21 protein-coding genes are annotated in these 15,615 nt (G+C 53.4%); 15 read left to right on the top strand and 6 right to left on the bottom strand.

The annotated features are described in order from the left end of the window. The first annotated feature begins 31 nt into the window (after positions 1-31). The 15 genes from gpM (at position 32) to O1Q74_RS07665 (ending at position 9,672) form a co-directional block, all read left to right on the top strand. The gene (gene gpM / locus O1Q74_RS07735) at positions 32-850 is read left to right on the top strand and encodes a phage terminase small subunit (RefSeq protein ID WP_271877755.1); all 819 of its coding nucleotides are present in this window, start codon (positions 32-34) and stop codon (positions 848-850) included. A gap of 96 nt (positions 851-946) precedes the next feature. After that, positions 947-1,453: a head completion/stabilization protein gene (locus O1Q74_RS07730; protein ID WP_271877753.1), complete on the top strand. Its 507-nt coding sequence runs from the start codon at positions 947-949 to the stop codon at positions 1,451-1,453. Beyond that, the gene (locus O1Q74_RS07725; RefSeq protein ID WP_015840847.1) at positions 1,453-1,656 is read left to right on the top strand and encodes a tail protein X; all 204 of its coding nucleotides are present in this window, start codon (positions 1,453-1,455) and stop codon (positions 1,654-1,656) included. The genes O1Q74_RS07730 and O1Q74_RS07725 overlap by 1 nt, the downstream gene beginning before the upstream one ends. Further along, positions 1,647-1,949: an HP1 family phage holin gene (locus tag O1Q74_RS07720; RefSeq protein ID WP_039490566.1), complete on the top strand. Its 303-nt coding sequence runs from the start codon at positions 1,647-1,649 to the stop codon at positions 1,947-1,949. The genes O1Q74_RS07725 and O1Q74_RS07720 overlap by 10 nt, the downstream gene beginning before the upstream one ends. Next, the gene (locus tag O1Q74_RS07715; protein ID WP_271877750.1) at positions 1,939-2,415 is read left to right on the top strand and encodes a lysozyme; all 477 of its coding nucleotides are present in this window, start codon (positions 1,939-1,941) and stop codon (positions 2,413-2,415) included. Before O1Q74_RS07720 ends, O1Q74_RS07715 begins: the two co-directional genes overlap by 11 nt. Beyond that, the gene (locus tag O1Q74_RS07710) at positions 2,397-2,822 is read left to right on the top strand and encodes a hypothetical protein (protein WP_271877748.1); all 426 of its coding nucleotides are present in this window, start codon (positions 2,397-2,399) and stop codon (positions 2,820-2,822) included. The genes O1Q74_RS07715 and O1Q74_RS07710 overlap by 19 nt, the downstream gene beginning before the upstream one ends. Then, the gene (gene lysC / locus O1Q74_RS07705; RefSeq protein ID WP_442953130.1) at positions 2,740-2,973 is read left to right on the top strand and encodes an Rz1-like lysis system protein LysC; all 234 of its coding nucleotides are present in this window, start codon (positions 2,740-2,742) and stop codon (positions 2,971-2,973) included. The genes O1Q74_RS07710 and lysC overlap by 83 nt, the downstream gene beginning before the upstream one ends. Beyond that, positions 2,939-3,430: a phage tail protein gene (locus O1Q74_RS07700; RefSeq protein WP_271877744.1), complete on the top strand. Its 492-nt coding sequence runs from the start codon at positions 2,939-2,941 to the stop codon at positions 3,428-3,430. Before lysC ends, O1Q74_RS07700 begins: the two co-directional genes overlap by 35 nt. Beyond that, positions 3,430-4,068, top strand: coding sequence for a phage virion morphogenesis protein (locus tag O1Q74_RS07695; RefSeq protein ID WP_271877743.1), 639 nt, complete (start codon positions 3,430-3,432; stop codon positions 4,066-4,068). The genes O1Q74_RS07700 and O1Q74_RS07695 overlap by 1 nt, the downstream gene beginning before the upstream one ends. Before the next feature lie 90 nt (positions 4,069-4,158). Next, the gene (locus tag O1Q74_RS07690; protein ID WP_271877741.1) at positions 4,159-4,743 is read left to right on the top strand and encodes a phage baseplate assembly protein V; all 585 of its coding nucleotides are present in this window, start codon (positions 4,159-4,161) and stop codon (positions 4,741-4,743) included. Next, positions 4,740-5,096: a GPW/gp25 family protein gene (locus O1Q74_RS07685; protein ID WP_271877739.1), complete on the top strand. Its 357-nt coding sequence runs from the start codon at positions 4,740-4,742 to the stop codon at positions 5,094-5,096. Before O1Q74_RS07690 ends, O1Q74_RS07685 begins: the two co-directional genes overlap by 4 nt. Continuing rightward, positions 5,096-6,007 carry a baseplate assembly protein gene (locus O1Q74_RS07680; protein WP_271877737.1) on the top strand — a complete coding sequence of 304 codons (912 nt, stop codon included), beginning with the start codon at positions 5,096-5,098 and terminating at the stop codon, positions 6,005-6,007. Before O1Q74_RS07685 ends, O1Q74_RS07680 begins: the two co-directional genes overlap by 1 nt. Next, positions 6,000-6,608, top strand: coding sequence for a phage tail protein I (locus O1Q74_RS07675; RefSeq protein ID WP_271877735.1), 609 nt, complete (start codon positions 6,000-6,002; stop codon positions 6,606-6,608). The genes O1Q74_RS07680 and O1Q74_RS07675 overlap by 8 nt, the downstream gene beginning before the upstream one ends. Next, a complete protein-coding gene (locus O1Q74_RS07670) occupies positions 6,605-9,031 on the top strand; it encodes a phage tail protein (RefSeq protein WP_271877733.1) in 2,427 nt (808 codons plus the stop codon). The genes O1Q74_RS07675 and O1Q74_RS07670 overlap by 4 nt, the downstream gene beginning before the upstream one ends. After that, positions 9,031-9,672, top strand: a complete 642-nt coding sequence (locus O1Q74_RS07665) for a tail fiber assembly protein (protein WP_271877731.1) — start codon at positions 9,031-9,033, stop codon at positions 9,670-9,672. The genes O1Q74_RS07670 and O1Q74_RS07665 overlap by 1 nt, the downstream gene beginning before the upstream one ends. 155 nt (positions 9,673-9,827) lie before the next feature. On the opposite strand, the gene O1Q74_RS07660 is transcribed toward O1Q74_RS07665, so the two are convergent. From O1Q74_RS07660 to O1Q74_RS07635, 6 genes are all read right to left on the bottom strand, one after another. Then, complete coding sequence (locus tag O1Q74_RS07660) at positions 9,828-10,250, bottom strand: phage tail protein (RefSeq protein WP_271877729.1); 423 nt, start codon at positions 10,248-10,250, stop codon at positions 9,828-9,830. A gap of 10 nt (positions 10,251-10,260) precedes the next feature. Beyond that, positions 10,261-13,362: a phage tail tape measure protein gene (locus tag O1Q74_RS07655; RefSeq protein WP_271877727.1), complete on the bottom strand. Its 3,102-nt coding sequence runs from the start codon at positions 13,360-13,362 to the stop codon at positions 10,261-10,263. Then, the gene (locus O1Q74_RS20340) at positions 13,359-13,424 is read right to left on the bottom strand and encodes a GpE family phage tail protein (RefSeq protein WP_228925434.1); all 66 of its coding nucleotides are present in this window, start codon (positions 13,422-13,424) and stop codon (positions 13,359-13,361) included. Before O1Q74_RS20340 ends, O1Q74_RS07655 begins: the two co-directional genes overlap by 4 nt. Positions 13,425-13,507: 83 nt before the next feature. Then, positions 13,508-13,819 (bottom strand): phage tail assembly protein, encoded by a 312-nt coding sequence (locus O1Q74_RS07645; RefSeq protein ID WP_044209207.1) that lies wholly within the window; start codon positions 13,817-13,819, stop codon positions 13,508-13,510. Positions 13,820-13,833: 14 nt separating this feature from the next. Beyond that, on the bottom strand, positions 13,834-14,349 hold the full coding sequence (locus O1Q74_RS07640) for a phage major tail tube protein (RefSeq protein WP_271877724.1): 516 nt from the start codon (positions 14,347-14,349) through the stop codon (positions 13,834-13,836). 10 nt (positions 14,350-14,359) lie between these two features. Continuing rightward, complete coding sequence (locus O1Q74_RS07635; protein ID WP_271877722.1) at positions 14,360-15,553, bottom strand: phage tail sheath protein; 1,194 nt, start codon at positions 15,551-15,553, stop codon at positions 14,360-14,362. Positions 15,554-15,615 lie beyond the last annotated feature (62 nt).

Below are 15,615 nucleotides of genomic sequence, written 5' to 3'. Positions count from 1 at the left end.
GATAACGCTCGGCCTGCATCAAGGGGGCATCATGCTGACACCTGCGCAGCGACATTTTCAAACTGTCATGGCCCAGCGCCACGGCAAATCAAACGGCGGTGATGTTGAGCGCACCGCCTACGAACAGCAATTGCATCGGCTGAGGATGGATAAATCCCGTTTAAGCCAGGTGCAGTCTGCCACGACAAAGGCCGAACTAAAGCGCGAACTGCTACCCGACTATCAGGGCTGGGTTAATGGCGTATTGGCGGCAGATAGCGGCCACGCTGATGAAGTGCTGACCACAATCATGATCTGGTCGATTGATGCTGGATTGGTGGGTGATGCGCTGCGTATTGCTGATTATGTCCTGCGCCATCGCCTGCCAATGCCCGACCAGTACACCCGCACGGTTGCCACTGCGCTGGTTGATGAGATTTGCGATCCCGCACTGGCAGCGTTTAAAACCGATGTTAGCGTTGCGCCTCTGGCTGCTGACCTGCTGTTGCAATTGGAACGGCTTACCGCTAGCGAAGACATGCCTGATCAGGTGCGCGCCAAACTTTACAAGACGTTGGGCTACACCCTGCGTTTGGATACCAACGAGCTGAGCGCCGCGCGCGACTGGTTGCAACGCGCTGTCACGCTGTTTGATGGCATCGGGGTTAAACGCGACATCGAGCTACTGGGGCGGGCGCTCAAGAAAGCAACTGAGCCAGAAACGGGGGCAGAAAACACGGACGCCCCACCTTCGCCACCTGCGGATAAACCAGCCGACAAGCCAGTAGCCAAAGCAACGAGAGCGCCGCGTAAATCGACGGCGAAAGCATCACGAACTACGACACCACGCGCCAAAAAAAGCGCGTCGTAACCCAACGTGCCCCCGCGCACCAGGCGGCACGGCGTAATACGGGCAATTTATTGTGTCGTATTGCGTCGTCCACCGCCTGTCTTTTGAGGTAATGCCATGAGCCTGATTGCCACAGAGCCGGTAAGGCCAGCCACGCAGGAAACCATCAACGATGGGGATGCGACAGTGACGAGCCATGCATTCTGGCCGGTGATTGTCCTGTCTGCCCTGCGTCGTGCGATGCGTCTCGATGGTCAGGTGACGACGGATCGCCTGATGGATAAGGCTATCGAAGCGGTAGCACACGTTAACGGCCAGTTAGCAGACTGGCGAAGCAGTCAGGAACAACGTGGTTTTGCCGTTCTGTCAGAGGTTAAACCCGATAGCGCTGGCGAAATCGACCAGATCAATGGCGAGTCCGTTTTGGTCTGGCGCTATCGCCGTGCGGTGTATTCCATCACCAAAGCGCTGTTGATAGAGGGCTACCGTGATATCGACACCACGCGCGAAGGGGAAAAACACGCAGAGGCGTTGAGTTCACAGATTGACACGCTGTGGCGCGACGGCCGCTGGGCAATACGCGACATCCTCGGCGTTAATCGTGGTCTGGCTGAGTTGGTCTGATGGAGGTTCGTGCGCAGCAAAATGACACCGTCGATCTACTGTGCTGGCGCTACTACGGCAGAACAGACGGTGTTACGGAAGGGGTTTACGCGGCCAATCCGGGCTTGTGCGAACGTGGGCCACTGTTACCGGCTGGCCTGCTGGTCACGCTGCCAGACGTCACCGCAGCAACACAACAGGAAATCATACAGCTATGGGACTGACGACAGATCGCGTGGCATCGGCAATCACCTATCTACTTGCCACGCTGATCGCTACCGCAGGACGAATGACGCTGAGCGACTGGGCAACACTAATAGGGATTGCTATCGGGTTGCTCACGTTTTGGGTGAACCGCAACCACAAAAAGAACATAGAGCGTGACCAGGCACAGCGCACAGACTTAATGCGAGAGCTGGTCAGGAAAGTTGATCATGAAAATCTGCCAGAAACGTTGGACGCTTTGCGCGTGATGAATGGGCAGGAAACAGGGCGTAGAGGTCGCGATGTTACCTGAAGTACTGAAACAGCGAATCATTCCCGTCGTTACCGCGTGCGCATTGGCGATAGCTACCGTCTTTGTTGGCTTTTTTGAGGGCAAAGAGAACACCGCTTACCGTGATATCGCGGGAGTCTGGACAATTTGCTACGGGCATACCGGTGATGTAAAGGCCGGCGACTACAAAACAGATGCTGAGTGCGAAGCATTGTTACAGCAGGATTTAAAGCCTGCTTTTCATGCCATCGATCGGTTAGTTACGGTTCCACTCAGTGAGTTACAGCGCGCTGCACTGGCAAGTTTTATCTACAACGTCGGGACGGGGGCATTTGAGCGTTCGACCCTGCTTAAAAAACTGAACCGTGGCGATCTCACCGGCGCATGTAACGAATTACGCCGCTGGAATAAAGCCGCTGGTCAGGTCTGGCAGGGGTTAACCAACCGCCGCGAGGCCGAGAGAGTGCTATGTCTGGAAAAGTTATAGCGACATTAGCCGCCGCGCTGCTGTTTATCACTGCTATCGCACTGGCTGGCTACTATCGACAAGAATCACGGCGCCTTTCCGGCGAAGTGGCAACCTTAATCAACGAGCGGGACAGCGCCGAGCAGGTTATTAACAATCAGCAACGTACCTTTCAAATCTTCAACACGCTGTCCCGTGAGGCTGAACATGGTAAACGCCAGATACAACAAGATGCCGATACACGTAGTCAGACGATTAATCAGGCGCTGGCCGGTCAAGTCTGCACTGATGAGTTTGTGCCTGATGGCGCTGCTATGCAGTTGCTCGACTACGCGAACCGTTTACGTGCCGATAGCTTGCGTTCCCCTGCCAGCGAACCTAACCGCACCGACGGTAATACCGATGCCGCAGGGCGCAATAGTCAATAACCGTCTGACCTACGGCCAGTCCGTTGGCTGGAATGGTCTGCTGCTGGCTGCGCTGGAGAGCGCCAATAAAGATAAAGCGCTCATTCGACAGGCTGAACAACAAAGAGAGCAACAACATGCTAAAAGCGGAACTACTGAGAAAAGCCATTAGCGAACAGGTGCCGTGGTTGCGGGAAAACCCCGATCAACTGGTTGTCTATGTACAGGAAGGGAATGCAATCAGTACCGGTGCGCGTTCTGCTTCCTTTGAATATCGCTACACGCTGGAAGTGCTGGCAATGGACTATCCGCATTCTATTGATACGCTGATGGTGCCAATACTGATGTGGGCGCGAATTTATCAACCAGATTTATTACTCAACCCAGAACGGCGTAAAACGGGTATTACGTTTGAGGCTGATTTGCTGAGTAATAGTACGGCCGATTTATTGATCCGCATCCAGGCTGATGAGGCTGTTATCGTCACTCGCGATGAGGCTGGCGAAATCAACACTCGTCATCGCGCTGACCCGCCTCCCGACCCGATGGAAGGTATGGACGGATGGTCACTGCTGACAAATAGCGATGTGACCAACATGGTTGTTCATGACTCGACAGCAGGTCAATGATGAGCCAGAACGATGCACTGTTTCGGGAGTTGGATGGATATCTGCAATCTGTTGTCGAACATCTGGCCGCGAATCAACGACGTCGCTTATCACGACAGATCGCGACGGGGCTGCGTAAGCGCCAGCAGCAACGGATTGCACAGCAAAAGAATCCTGATGGTTCGTCTTACGAAGGGCGCAAAAAGAAAACGCGCCGCACACAGGGCGGCGTCCGGTTTCTGTGGAAGGGGGAGGCGCGAGAGCTGCGTAACTGGCACAGCAGCAAAGGCCGCAGCGGTGAGCGAATGATTACCGGCTTTGATGTTGAGCGTGGTGGTTTGCGCTCGTTCCTGCGTGCTGACATCGATCACTATCTCAGTATTAACGTTAGTAGTGTATCCACTACACCGACACGTAAAGAAAAGATGTTCCGCAAGTTGCGTACCGTCCGTTTTTTACGCATCGACACGTCACCCAATAGCGCGGCTGTTGGTTTCAGTGGTCATGCAGCCAGTATCGCCCATGTTCACCAGTTCGGCGAGACTGACAAAATAGGACGCTCGTCCGTACGTTACCCTATTCGTGAGTTGCTGGGCTTAACGCCCACAGATCTGGACTGGGTGGCCGATACCATCACGGACTTCATTCAACCCGATTAGTTGTCCCCGTCCCCCTACAATCCCCTTCCGTTGTGCGCCCGCGCGCGACACATGAAACTGGCGCTATGAATCAATTACCGAGCGCCAGCCATGACCTCCAATGAGTTTGACCGCCTGCTGCATAACCTGATCCGTATCGGTACGGTTGTCGATGTCGATCTCGTTCGTCATTTGGCACGAGTGGAAACCGGCGGCAATACCACGGACTGGATACGCTGGGGCGTTGCCCGCGCGGGTGATGCTACATCGTGGTGGCCGCTGTCAGTAGGCGAACAAGTGCTTATCGCAGCACCAGGCGGCGATCTGGCAACGGCTGTGATCGTGTTAAGCCTGTATTCCCGTAATCACAGTGCGCCCAGCAATACCCAAAAGGTACACACCACCGTTTATCCCGATGGAGCCAGCGAAACGTATGATGCAAACACCTCAATGATGATCGTTAAAGGCGTCAAAAAGGTGATCATTGAAGCGGCTGAATCTATCACGCTGGACACCCCGAAAGTAATTTGCACCCAGCATCTCAGCACGCAAACGCTCAGCGTAGAAAAAGGCGGCACGATGCAGGGCGATATCACCCACACCGGCGGCCAAATGTCATCAAACGGCGTGGTCGTAGACAGTCATACTCACGGCGGCGTACAGCGTGGCGGTAGCCAAACGGACGGCCCGCAATGAGCAATGAAAAATACATCGGCATGAACGCCAGTAACGGACGTGCAATTACTGATGATGAGCATATTAGCCAGTCAGTACGCGATATTTTAATCACCCCTGTTGGTAGCCGCCTAATGCGGCGCAGTTACGGTTCACAGCTTTTTTCGCTGATTGACGAACCTCACGAGCCAGCAATCAAGCTCAAGATAACGTCAGCGATCTACAGCGCATTAATGCGTTGGGAGCCGCGTATTACCCCAACAAAAATCACGCTGGAAACCCGTGGTGCCGGACTCGTTGCAGTCACACTTCAGGCACAGCGCACAGACAATCTGGCGGCATTTAGCGCCACCATTTCACTACAGGGGGCATGATGAGCGGATTGATTGATTTATCCCTGCTGCCTGCCCCTGATGTCGTTGAAACGCTGGACTACGAAGCGTTGTATGCGGAACGTAAAGCGATGTTTATTGCCCTGTTTCCAGTCGAGCAACGGGATGCCATCACGCGCACGCTATTACTGGAATCCGAGCCGCTAACCAAGTTGCTGCAACTGTCTGTTTATCATGAATTGTTATTGCGCCAGCGGGTTAATGAAGCGGCCAGCGCTAACATGCTGGCCTACGCCGCCGGAAATGACCTTGATCAGCTTGCTGCTAACGTTAACGTGCAGCGACTGGTTATCACCGCAGAAGATACAACGGCGATCCCACCTGTTGAAGCAGTCATGGAATCCGATGCTGACCTACGCACCCGCACACAACAGGCATTTGAGGGATTAAGCGTCGCGGGGCCAACCGCAGCCTATGAGTTTCACGCACGTAGTGCCGATGGGCGAGTAGCTGACGCCAGAGCAGTTAGCCCCAGCCCTGCCGCCGTCACGGTAACCGTGCTGTCACGTGAAGGAAATGGCAGCGCCAGTGATGAGCTATTGCAAGCCGTTAATGCTGCACTGAACGCCGAGAATGTGCGGCCGGTTGCAGACCGTGTAACCGTTCAATCCGCCGCCATCATTGCTTATGAAATTGCCGCAACGTTGTACGTCTATCCAGGGCCTGAAGCTGAGCCGATCCGAATTGCAGCAGAAACACGATTGCAGGCGTATATCACTGCACAGCATCGGTTAGGCCGTGATATTCGCCGCTCTGCCATCTTTGCCGCACTCCATGTTGAGGGCGTGCAACGCGTTGATTTGGAAAGCCCTGTAGAAGATATCGTGCTGGATAAGAGCCAGGCGTCTTACTGCGATAGCTGGGTGCTGAGTGTCGGGGGCTCAGATGAATAACAGCCTGTTACCCGTCGGTTCGTCTGATCTGGAAATTGCCGCCGCAAAAGCCTGCGCAGAATTATCCCGCACGCCGATCCCGTTACGCCAGTTATGTGATCCAGACAGCTGCCCGTCAGGCCTACTGCCCTATCTCGCATGGGCATTCTCTGTTGATCGTTGGGATGAAAAATGGCCTGAAATCATCAAGCGGCAGGCGATAAAAGACGCCTGGTTCATTCATCGCCACAAAGGCACTGTCGGCGCACTGCGTCGCGTTGTTGAGCCGTTCGGCTACCTGATCAGAATTATCGAATGGTGGCAGAACGGCGAAGAGCCTGGCACGTTCCGGCTGGACATTGGCGTGCAGGATAGCGGAATCACCGAAGAAACCTTTTACGAGCTGGAGCGGCTGATTGCCGACGCCAAACCCGCGTCCCGTCACCTGCTGGGGCTGAATATCAACCTCGACACACAAGGCGCGGCCTATGTCGCGGCCATGTCCTACGGCGGTGACGACCTGACCATTTATCCCTATTTCCCTGAAACTATTACTGTGTCCGGTCTGGATGTGACAGGCGCAGCACTTCATTTAATCGACAACGTGAGCATAACCGCATGAGTGCAAAATTTTTTGCCCTGTTAACCAACATCGGCGCGGCCAGACTGGCTAACGCTACCGCGCTGGGTAGCCGCCTGAACATCACCCAGATGGCCGTGGGTGACGGCGGCGGCGTATTGCCGACACCGAATCCGACACAAATCGCGTTGATAAACGAAAAACGTAGGGCGGCTATCAACACTCTGAGTGTTGACACGAAAAACCCTAGTCAGATTATTGCCGAGCAAGTGATCCCAGAAACCGAGGGAGGATGGTGGATACGTGAAATCGGCCTGTTTGACGATGACGGCAATTTGATTGCTATCGCCAACTGCCCTGAGACGTACAAGCCGCAGCTACAGGAAGGTAGCGGCCGCATCCAGACCGTGCGCATGATCCTGATTGTCAGCAGTACCGATGCTGTGACGCTGAAAATCGATCCAGCTATCGTGCTTGCAACGCGGAGTTATGTAGATAACGCAGTGATTGAGGTGAAAGCCTATGCGGATAATCTGATGAAGCTGCACCTTGCCTCGGCTGATCCTCACCCGCAGTACGCGCCAAAGGCCAGTCCAACCCTTACAGGTAAACCCACGGCACCTACAGCTACGCAGGCATCGAATGACACGCAACTGGCAACCACGGCCTTTGTGAAAGCGGCACTCGCGGCATTGGTTAACGGCTCTCCTGCCGCACTGGATACGCTGCAAGAACTGGCTAACGCGCTCGGCAATGACCCGAACTTTTCGATAACGATGCTGAATGCGATTGCTAACGTTAAGGCTGATGCAGCCAATCAGTTGAATGCTCATGCGTCAGCGGTAGATCCGCACACCCAATACGCGCCAAAAGTCAGTCCCGCACTGACCGGAACGCCGACAGCACCAACCGCCGGAGCAGCGGCAAATGATACGCAAATAGCGACCACAGCCTTTGTAAAAGCAGCGGTAGCTGCATTGGTAAACGGTTCCCCTGCGGCACTGGATACGCTGCAAGAGCTGGCTAACGCGCTGGGGAATGACCCGAACTTTTCCACTTCGATGTTGAATGCGATTGCTGGCAAGTTGGCAAAAGACCAGAACGGCGCGGATATCCCCAATCCTGCATTGTTCCGTAAAAACATCGGGATAATCGAATCTGCGTGGGGCGGAAAAGCCGTGCAATTACGCGACGTCAATATCCAAGACTATTTTAAAACGAATCGCCCGTCAGACTTGTATCAATGTGATTCCGCTAACGTGACGGGGTTACCTGCTGGTTTTGGTCCTAGCATTATTGAATGGAAATCATCGGCTGACGGGTTCGGCGTACTGAGCATTGTAGATGTGACCAATCCGTCCCGAACGGCATGTGTTGTCTTGAGTAATGGTAATTGGCAGGGCTGGGTAACGCCCGTCGTGTCTCATGCTAGTACAACTCGTATCCCGACTCGAATCATTGAAATCAATGAACCTAATGTAAATGGTGATTATGTCATTGAGTACGGCGGAACGAACGGCACCCCATCATATTGTTATGTTGATTTTCATACAGATGGAAAACAAAGCACTGACTATAACGTCCGTATTGCTGCCCCGCCGCCTGCACCTGGCGAATCCTTATCACTGCTGAATATCACCGCTAGTAAACTTCTTGTGAATTCTGCAAGGGTCTGGACTGAAGGTGACTTTACGTTACCGCTGCGCAAGGAGTACGGCGGCAGCGGCATGGAAACGGGTGCTGTCGGAAACGCAATAACGACCAAGTTTGCGACTATTGCTGACTGGCTCTATGTATGTGACCGCTCTGGAAATAATTTATGTGGTTCAGTTGAATTTGAAGGGTCTGGCTGGGCATCGTTTTTATCAGTACGCCACCGCTCTGGGGGTGGGCATGATGGGCATGATTGGGGGTGGATTCTTGCTGATGAAGATATGACGGGCGGTTCGTATGACTATTTTACGTTACGTAAAAAGACGAGTAATGGATGGTTAGGTGCAGTCAAGTTATATCATTCAGGAAACCTCACCCCGTCAACAATCGGCGCAATGCCTACATCTGAGTTGGTTGGAATGCCGCAGTTGTTCCCTGGCGCAGTAGCGCCAGCGGGCTGGCTAAAATGCAACGGTCAACAGTTCGACACAGTGCAATACCCTGTTCTTGCATCCCGTTATCCGAGCGGTTTCCTGCCTGATTTACGCGGCGAATTCGTTCGCGGCTGGGATGATGGGCGTGGAGTTGATGCTGGGCGGGCGTTGATGTCAGCGCAATCGGATATGTTCAAATCGCACTCGCACGCGACCGACTGGCAAATGTACGCAGAATCCGGTGCGTTAAATGACCACATAGCAAACGGCGGTAACACTATCGAACCAACAATATTTACGTTGCCGACCGCAGAAACGGGTGGAAACGAAACACGCCCCCGCAACATCGCACTTAACTACATCGTGAGAGCCGCATAATGAGCAACTATTCAACACAAATCAAAAACGCCGAACTGAACGAACATGGGTTAGCCATCAATGCAGGCTGGATTACGGTTTATCACGTTAACCCAACGACACGCGAATATCAGTCAGCGAGTTACGAGTACGTCATGCTGGGTGTTGGTTTGCCCGCTGACAGCTACGCAGACGAACCGGAATTACCGCCAGTCGGACAAGCATTGCGCCGAACGGCTGACGGTAAATCATGGGAGCAGGTGCCAGACTATCGCGGTCAAATCATTTACAGCACGGAAACGCGCCAGCCGCAGACGGTTACACAGTTTGGCGAATTGCCTAATAACGCCACGTTGCTGAAACCTGCCACCGAGTTTGACATCTGGAACGGGAAAAAATGGGTGATCGACAAAGTAGCGCAGGCAGCGGCAACAGTAAAAGCGGCGCAGAGCGAGTTAGCCTCACGTAAAGCGGCAGCAACATCGCGCATTAATGAACTGACCTATGCGGTCAATCTGGACATTGCGACCGATGAAGAGAAAGCCGCGCTGACGGTGTGGCAGACCTATGCCGTGTTGCTGAGCCGTGTTGATGTGAATAGTGCTGATATCAACTGGCCGACTGTGCCGGATAGTAAATTGATCGCTACAACCGATCAATAACGCATAATCGATCTGTATAAACGTTTATAAAATAACCATCCCAGATGTCATTATGTTGTTGGTTTTAAAATAATAATGAGCCATCAGGGAAAGCGAAGCCCACTGTTAGCGAGACAGTGGGCTTTTTTTATCGAGCACAGTTAAAAGCGTCTGTGTCACAAGGGTAAGCCGATATCCATATCACCCAGCATTTCCCGCAAATCCTCGCTAACCCGCTCAAGATTTAGCGTAAATGAGATATGCCGTGCTTTACCGTCATTAAAGAACTCAGAGCGGGTTTCGTTGATGCTGGTTATCACATACATACCGTAGATATTCCCCGTCCCCTCGATTAGCGGCCAGGCTTTCCCTGTGTAGGCCATCGTTTGCAGCACGTTTAGTGACACATCACCGCCGGTTATTTCAGGATACAGTTCACCGGCCAGCGTGATTTTATCTTCACCCGCGCCGATGTACTGATAACGCGGGGATTTGCCGACTCGGTCATTTTTAACATGCCTCCAACTGCTGTCATGGCTCAGGGATTGGTACGGCGCAGTCTGCCGCATGAAAACGAACATACCCAGTATCATCATCATGATAAAAGCCCTATACGTGGTCAGTTAGTTGTGAGCGCTGGCGACTCTGCTTACGACGTTCAATATCGTCTATTTCCCGCCGCAATCTGGCGACGAGTTTGTCTTCATCAAGGCTGCGTGCATCCTGAATCGTGATATTGATTTCATATTTGTCTGTGTTGGCCATACCGGCAGACATCGCCGTTTTCATCTGTGCTGCAGGTGAATTGATAGCCGGAACGTCTGCCCCAGCAGGTTGCACGGTGAACGGCAGGACAGACGCGGCCAGCACGCCGGCGGTTTGCTTCACCCGCTCAAGTAGGGGGATTTTGGGCTGTGCAGGCATAACCTGTGATTCACTATAGCCGTTCGCCAGCATGACGGCAGGCGGTACGTTTTTAAAAATGATATCACCCAGCTTGTTCGGGTCTTTCTTGTCTTCGGTCTTTGCTGTGCTGCCTGTTTTTTCTGTTTTGGGATTGCTCCCCGTCAGGTCCTGCAACGCCCCAGTTTGTTTAGGCTTATTGCCTTCGCCTGCCGGTGGTTTTGCTGCCTCACCGGTTTTAATAACCGCCTCGGCTTCTTTGGGGGGCTGTGGCTTCCATTCCTGCGCCACCATTTTCTTTTGTTTCTCATCCCATATGTACATCACGGGTTTTTTAGGCTCATAGCCTTTTTCCGGCATTGCGCCGTTCATGGCATTTGATGCAGAGACGGCGGCATTTGCGGCTTCAGGGATCACCCCTAATTTTTCCAGTATCCAACCAATGCCTTCAGCGACTTTTAAAATAACAGTGACTACGCCACTAATCGCCATCCCGACCACTTCACCAAATACTTTCCCCGCTTCTGTGCATTGTTTCAGCGATTCAGATGAGGCATTGACCGGTTCAAACAGTTTTTTGAACCAGTCCCATACGCCACTAATAGCCTGTCCGATCCCGTCAAAAATCGGTGATAACGCTGAGAAAGATTGTTTAACCGGTTCAAGACCAGCGCTCAGACCGCTGAAAAAACCGCTGAAAAACGCCTTAATCGGTTCCCAGTATTTGTAAATCAACACACCTGCCGCAACGATTGCCGCGCCGATAATGCCGATTGGGCTGAGCAACAACATGAAGCCAGTACGCAAGATGTTAAATACTGCCATCCCTGACCCACTCAGCGCAGAAAATCCAGATGTCGCCAGCATCCGCATGCCATTACCCAGCGCCGATAGCGCCGCGCCTGGCTGAGTGAATACCATCAACAACGCACGGCCAGCACCTTGAGCGATATTGCCAATACCACCGATGCCACTGCGTATACTGGTAAGGATGCCCCCCCACGCGCGAGTGCTGGACAGGCTACCCGTCATAACGCCGCTAAGCCTGCTGAACATACTTGTAACGGTGCCAATACCCTTGCCACCGCTTAACAGGGATAGGCCAAGTTGCAGTTTGGAAAATGGCCCCATCAATATGCCGGTCGCGAGAGAAATGGTGCCGATGGCTGCGGTGAGCGCCAGTGCACCGCCAACAACAACGAGCAGCGTTTGAGCCAACTCAGGGTTAGCCGTTACCCACTCACGGACGCTATTCACTAACCCTGTAGCGCTCTGAGCCAGCGTACGCAAAATACCTGAATCATTTTCAAAGATGGCAAAACGTAGCCCACTCAGTGCGCCACCCAGCTTGTCGATATCCCCCGACAGGTTATCGCGTAACGTACTGCCCATTCGTTCGGCTGTTCCGCTGACATCACTGAACTGGTCTTTAGTGTTCGCCAACGCTGACAGGAAATTAGGGATCTGATCGATAGACAGGTCTTCTATCGGTGTGCCAAATAATGCAATGGCCGCATTTGCCCGCTCTGCTGGGTCTTTAATCTTCAATAACCCCTTCGCAGTTTGCTGCATCGCGTTACGTGCTTGTGCGCCACCGCTGGCGATGGCTGATGACACGCGCTTCGCATTCAAGCCGATGGCGTCATACGCCGCGATGCTGGACTTGGACATATCAGAGCCACGGATTGAGAACTCTTTGACGGCATCGCCCGTTTTATCCAGCGCGAATTTGCCTTGCTGCGCCATATTGACTAGTAGCGTCATGGCTTCAGAACCGCTGTAGCCCATGTTCCTGAAATGCGTTGAATACTCATGCAATATCTCAGGTAACTCGCCGCGCATCTGGGTAGATACGCGTTGCATACCCGCCGCCATCAAATCGAATGCGTCATCGCTGCTGCGAGCCAGACCATTCTTCATCATGATGGCGGCAATCTGGATATGTTCTGCTGTATCGCCGCCGAGCACAGATTGCATATCCAACGCTTTGCGCGAGATCCGGTCTAATTCCGCTTCACCGACTTCCCCTAATGCGCCCAGTGAGCTACGCACCGCCGATACGGTGCTGGCGATCTGGGCAAGGTCATTGCTCACACCGGCACTATTGATCCCTTTAATGATTTTCGAATACTGCGACCCCATTGCAGGGGCTTCGGCATTTTGTGCAGCAATCACCGCGCCGCTTTTATCTGATTGCAAATTAGGGGCCATCATTCTGGCACCGACATACGCACCGGCTGCACTGGCACCGATTGCCATTGCACCTGTGCTGCGCAGGTTCCCCGCTGTCTGCTGCATCCGATCGTAGCGCGTACGCGCCTGCGTCACTGCCGCCAACCGCCGTTGCTGTTCCGCTAACTGGCGGTTATAGCGTGCGGTTTGGTCGCTAATCTGGTCTGTTGCCCTGCGGCTGCGATCGAGTATCACGCCGTGCCGCGCCAGCTCTGCCCGTAGCTGTGTTAACTGTTCGGTTTCGTTGGTCTGAGCCGTTGATAATTGCCTGATCAGCTCACGTTGCCGTTTCAGTGCCGCGTTTTGTTCGTCCGTTCGCGCACTGGCGGCACCGAATTCGGCACGCATCGCGGCGGCTTTGGCTTTAGCTTGTTCTAGTTCGCGGGTTGTTTTAGCCGATGCAGCGCTCAGGCGGTCAAAGCTGCTGGCCTGCCGTCCTAATCCGTTGAGGGTGTTTTGCGTGGATTTAATTTGATCGGCCAGCGCCGCAGTGCCGCTACGTGCTGCACTGACGGGCCGAGCCATATTATTGATCGCGCTGAACGCCACGCGAATATTGAGATTGCGATCTGTCATTCCGAGTTTCCGCTTCTAACGGCCGCTCGGCTGCGCCATGCCAGCAGTTCATCTACTGGCATGGCATCCATCGCCGACGGCAACCAATGGAAAATTGCTGCGATGTCGGCCATCACCTCTTCAACACAGTTAAACGGGCAGTGAATTACGCCGTTACCGCGCCCGTCTCGTTCGCTGGGGAAGAGGGTTGCAAAAAAGTGGCCACCGCATTGGAGAGCTGGCAAAAGTCCCAGGTATCCATCGTGGTAAGTTCTTCTTTCGTCAGCGCCGGACTGGTAACGCGCGGGAGCAACGTCAGCAGGCTATCCACATCGGACGTCATCACATCGTAGACCTTCAGCCCACGCAGCGATCCGGCCTGCTTTAGCGCGCCAGTAATAGTGACTTCTTTGACGTCACCGCCTTTACGCGCAATCGGGTTTTGCAGAATGACGACGTTATTTTGTTTCTCAGTCATGGTAAAAAATTCCTCTATAGCCCAACGTTAGCGCGGTGTTTTTCCAGCATATCGACACCGGCCACTTTATAAATCATGTTCAGCACATCCACTTCCATGACCTCTTCACCGCTGATCGTCAGCTTAAAGTAGGTATTTTTCAGGGTGTATTTATGTGCCGTATCTTCACCCACTTTGGCGGAGCCTGGGTCAAGCTCGGTAAACCGGCCACGCGTCTGGATTTCACACGGCACCGCTTCGCCTGTGGCTTCATCCTGATATGAACCTGCAAAGCGCGTTTGCATACCGTCCACAGTGGAGACGCCCCACTTTTTCAACAAGCCAGCATCCAGCCCGCCGAGGGTGATTTCCATATCCAGCGCGCCCGCATCAAAACCGAAGTCAATCGCGACAAAGCCAGGCATTCCGCCCGCCTGATAGTCTTCCGTCTTGCGCGTGAGTTTGGGCGGTGTCACTTCCGGCACCTGGCCGAAATAGTTGTCACCGTCGATAAACAGATTGAAGTATTTAAGTTTTTTTGGCAGAGACATGATTTACCCCTTACCCGCTGAACGTATTGGCGAACGTCGCGAAGTATTCGTCAGTAAACTCTTGCACCAGATCCAAATGCTCCAATGGCGGAACGGGTGTGTAGTTGTACTTAATGGTTAATTTTCCGGTGCGCAGCGTTTCGCCGGTGTTGGTTTCTTTGTCATACCAACAATTCGCCCCCAGCAGACGGCCAGCAGTGACCAACGCCGTTAACTTACGGTTGATGCCGTCCACAATATCCTTTGCCAGTGAGGGCGTAAGCGGCTTATCAATGTAGAAGAAATGGGCTTCTGCGATGGTATCTGCAAGGATTTGCGCAGTACGGGTATAGCTTTCAAACAGATAGGTTTCACGGTCACAGGTGCGCGATCCCCAAAAGCGAAAGCCGTTCTGCTTAATCAGCGTGGTGATGCCGTTACTGTTCAGTTCGTCGGCGTCGGTATCGGTGCCTTGCAATGTGAAATACACATCTTTGCTCAGCCCCAGCACACCGTTTACCGCAACGTTGGATAACACTTTATGCCAGCCGGTTTCCGCATCAATTTTGGCGCGCAGGCCAACCGCGAACGCTGGCGCGGGTACGGTCACGTTTTCCCCTTTAGCGGTGTCGTAGGCGATAAAGTCAGGCCAGATCACCATCAGTTCACGCTGGGAGAAATTTTCACGGTAGGCTTTCGCTGCCGCGATGGTTGCACAGTCATGCGCGCTGACATAGGCGAATGCGTTTAGCTTTTCAGCCATCACAGCCAGTTGTGCGGCAACGGCCTGTGTATCCAGTTCCGGCACGGCCAGTACGCGTGGGCGGACACCAATCCGCGCCTCTGCCGACAGCAGCGCATACAGCCCCGTATAGCGCCCGTTAGCATCGGAACCGCCGATCACTAACTGATCTTGCGTCGGTTTAGGTTCATTGCCTTCTGCCTGTGCATTCGCCGCATCTGCCACACGGATCACCACCGTTTGAGGGCTGGCCTGATCGGAAATACATTTTAACGTAGTGTGCAACGTGCCTGTTTTACCCGCTTTGCCTAACACGCTGGATACGCGGGTTAGCAATACCGGTTCGTTTAACGGGAACGTATCAGCATCGGCATCATCCGCGGTACACACCACGCCGATCACTGCCGAGTCGATATCGTTAATGATGGTGCTGAGATCCGTGGTTTCTCGGACGGTCACACCGTGATGATAATTAGTCGCCATACTGTTGCCTCAATGGGTCAAATGTCCGGCTTCATGATTGCGAGATTTCACAGGTTGCGCAC

It is taken from the genome of Pectobacterium sp. A5351 (genome assembly GCF_028335745.1).
Classification (GTDB): Bacteria; Pseudomonadota; Gammaproteobacteria; order Enterobacterales; family Enterobacteriaceae; genus Pectobacterium.
The sequence above is the reverse complement of the archived record's forward strand: the minus strand, read 5'-3'. Positions and strand labels throughout refer to the sequence as shown.

What these genes read in the sequence shown, in the direction of transcription:
- gpM (WP_271877755.1), top strand. Translation starts at nt 32, where the DNA reads ATGCTGACACCTGCGCAGCGACATTTTCAAACTGTCATGGCCCAGCGC.
- O1Q74_RS07730 (WP_271877753.1), top strand. Translation starts at nt 947, where the DNA reads ATGAGCCTGATTGCCACAGAGCCGGTAAGGCCAGCCACGCAGGAAACC.
- O1Q74_RS07725 (WP_015840847.1), top strand. Translation starts at nt 1,453, where the DNA reads ATGGAGGTTCGTGCGCAGCAAAATGACACCGTCGATCTACTGTGCTGG.
- O1Q74_RS07720 (WP_039490566.1), top strand. Translation starts at nt 1,647, where the DNA reads ATGGGACTGACGACAGATCGCGTGGCATCGGCAATCACCTATCTACTT.
- O1Q74_RS07715 (WP_271877750.1), top strand. Translation starts at nt 1,939, where the DNA reads ATGTTACCTGAAGTACTGAAACAGCGAATCATTCCCGTCGTTACCGCG.
- O1Q74_RS07710 (WP_271877748.1), top strand. Translation starts at nt 2,397, where the DNA reads ATGTCTGGAAAAGTTATAGCGACATTAGCCGCCGCGCTGCTGTTTATC.
- O1Q74_RS07700 (WP_271877744.1), top strand. Translation starts at nt 2,939, where the DNA reads ATGCTAAAAGCGGAACTACTGAGAAAAGCCATTAGCGAACAGGTGCCG.
- O1Q74_RS07695 (WP_271877743.1), top strand. Translation starts at nt 3,430, where the DNA reads ATGAGCCAGAACGATGCACTGTTTCGGGAGTTGGATGGATATCTGCAA.
- O1Q74_RS07690 (WP_271877741.1), top strand. Translation starts at nt 4,159, where the DNA reads ATGACCTCCAATGAGTTTGACCGCCTGCTGCATAACCTGATCCGTATC.
- O1Q74_RS07685 (WP_271877739.1), top strand. Translation starts at nt 4,740, where the DNA reads ATGAGCAATGAAAAATACATCGGCATGAACGCCAGTAACGGACGTGCA.
- O1Q74_RS07680 (WP_271877737.1), top strand. Translation starts at nt 5,096, where the DNA reads ATGAGCGGATTGATTGATTTATCCCTGCTGCCTGCCCCTGATGTCGTT.
- O1Q74_RS07675 (WP_271877735.1), top strand. Translation starts at nt 6,000, where the DNA reads ATGAATAACAGCCTGTTACCCGTCGGTTCGTCTGATCTGGAAATTGCC.
- O1Q74_RS07670 (WP_271877733.1), top strand. Translation starts at nt 6,605, where the DNA reads ATGAGTGCAAAATTTTTTGCCCTGTTAACCAACATCGGCGCGGCCAGA.
- O1Q74_RS07665 (WP_271877731.1), top strand. Translation starts at nt 9,031, where the DNA reads ATGAGCAACTATTCAACACAAATCAAAAACGCCGAACTGAACGAACAT.
- O1Q74_RS07660 (WP_271877729.1), bottom strand. Translation starts at nt 10,250, where the DNA reads ATGATGATGATACTGGGTATGTTCGTTTTCATGCGGCAGACTGCGCCG.
- O1Q74_RS07655 (WP_271877727.1), bottom strand. Translation starts at nt 13,362, where the DNA reads ATGACAGATCGCAATCTCAATATTCGCGTGGCGTTCAGCGCGATCAAT.
- O1Q74_RS07645 (WP_044209207.1), bottom strand. Translation starts at nt 13,819, where the DNA reads ATGACTGAGAAACAAAATAACGTCGTCATTCTGCAAAACCCGATTGCG.
- O1Q74_RS07640 (WP_271877724.1), bottom strand. Translation starts at nt 14,349, where the DNA reads ATGTCTCTGCCAAAAAAACTTAAATACTTCAATCTGTTTATCGACGGT.
- O1Q74_RS07635 (WP_271877722.1), bottom strand. Translation starts at nt 15,553, where the DNA reads ATGGCGACTAATTATCATCACGGTGTGACCGTCCGAGAAACCACGGAT.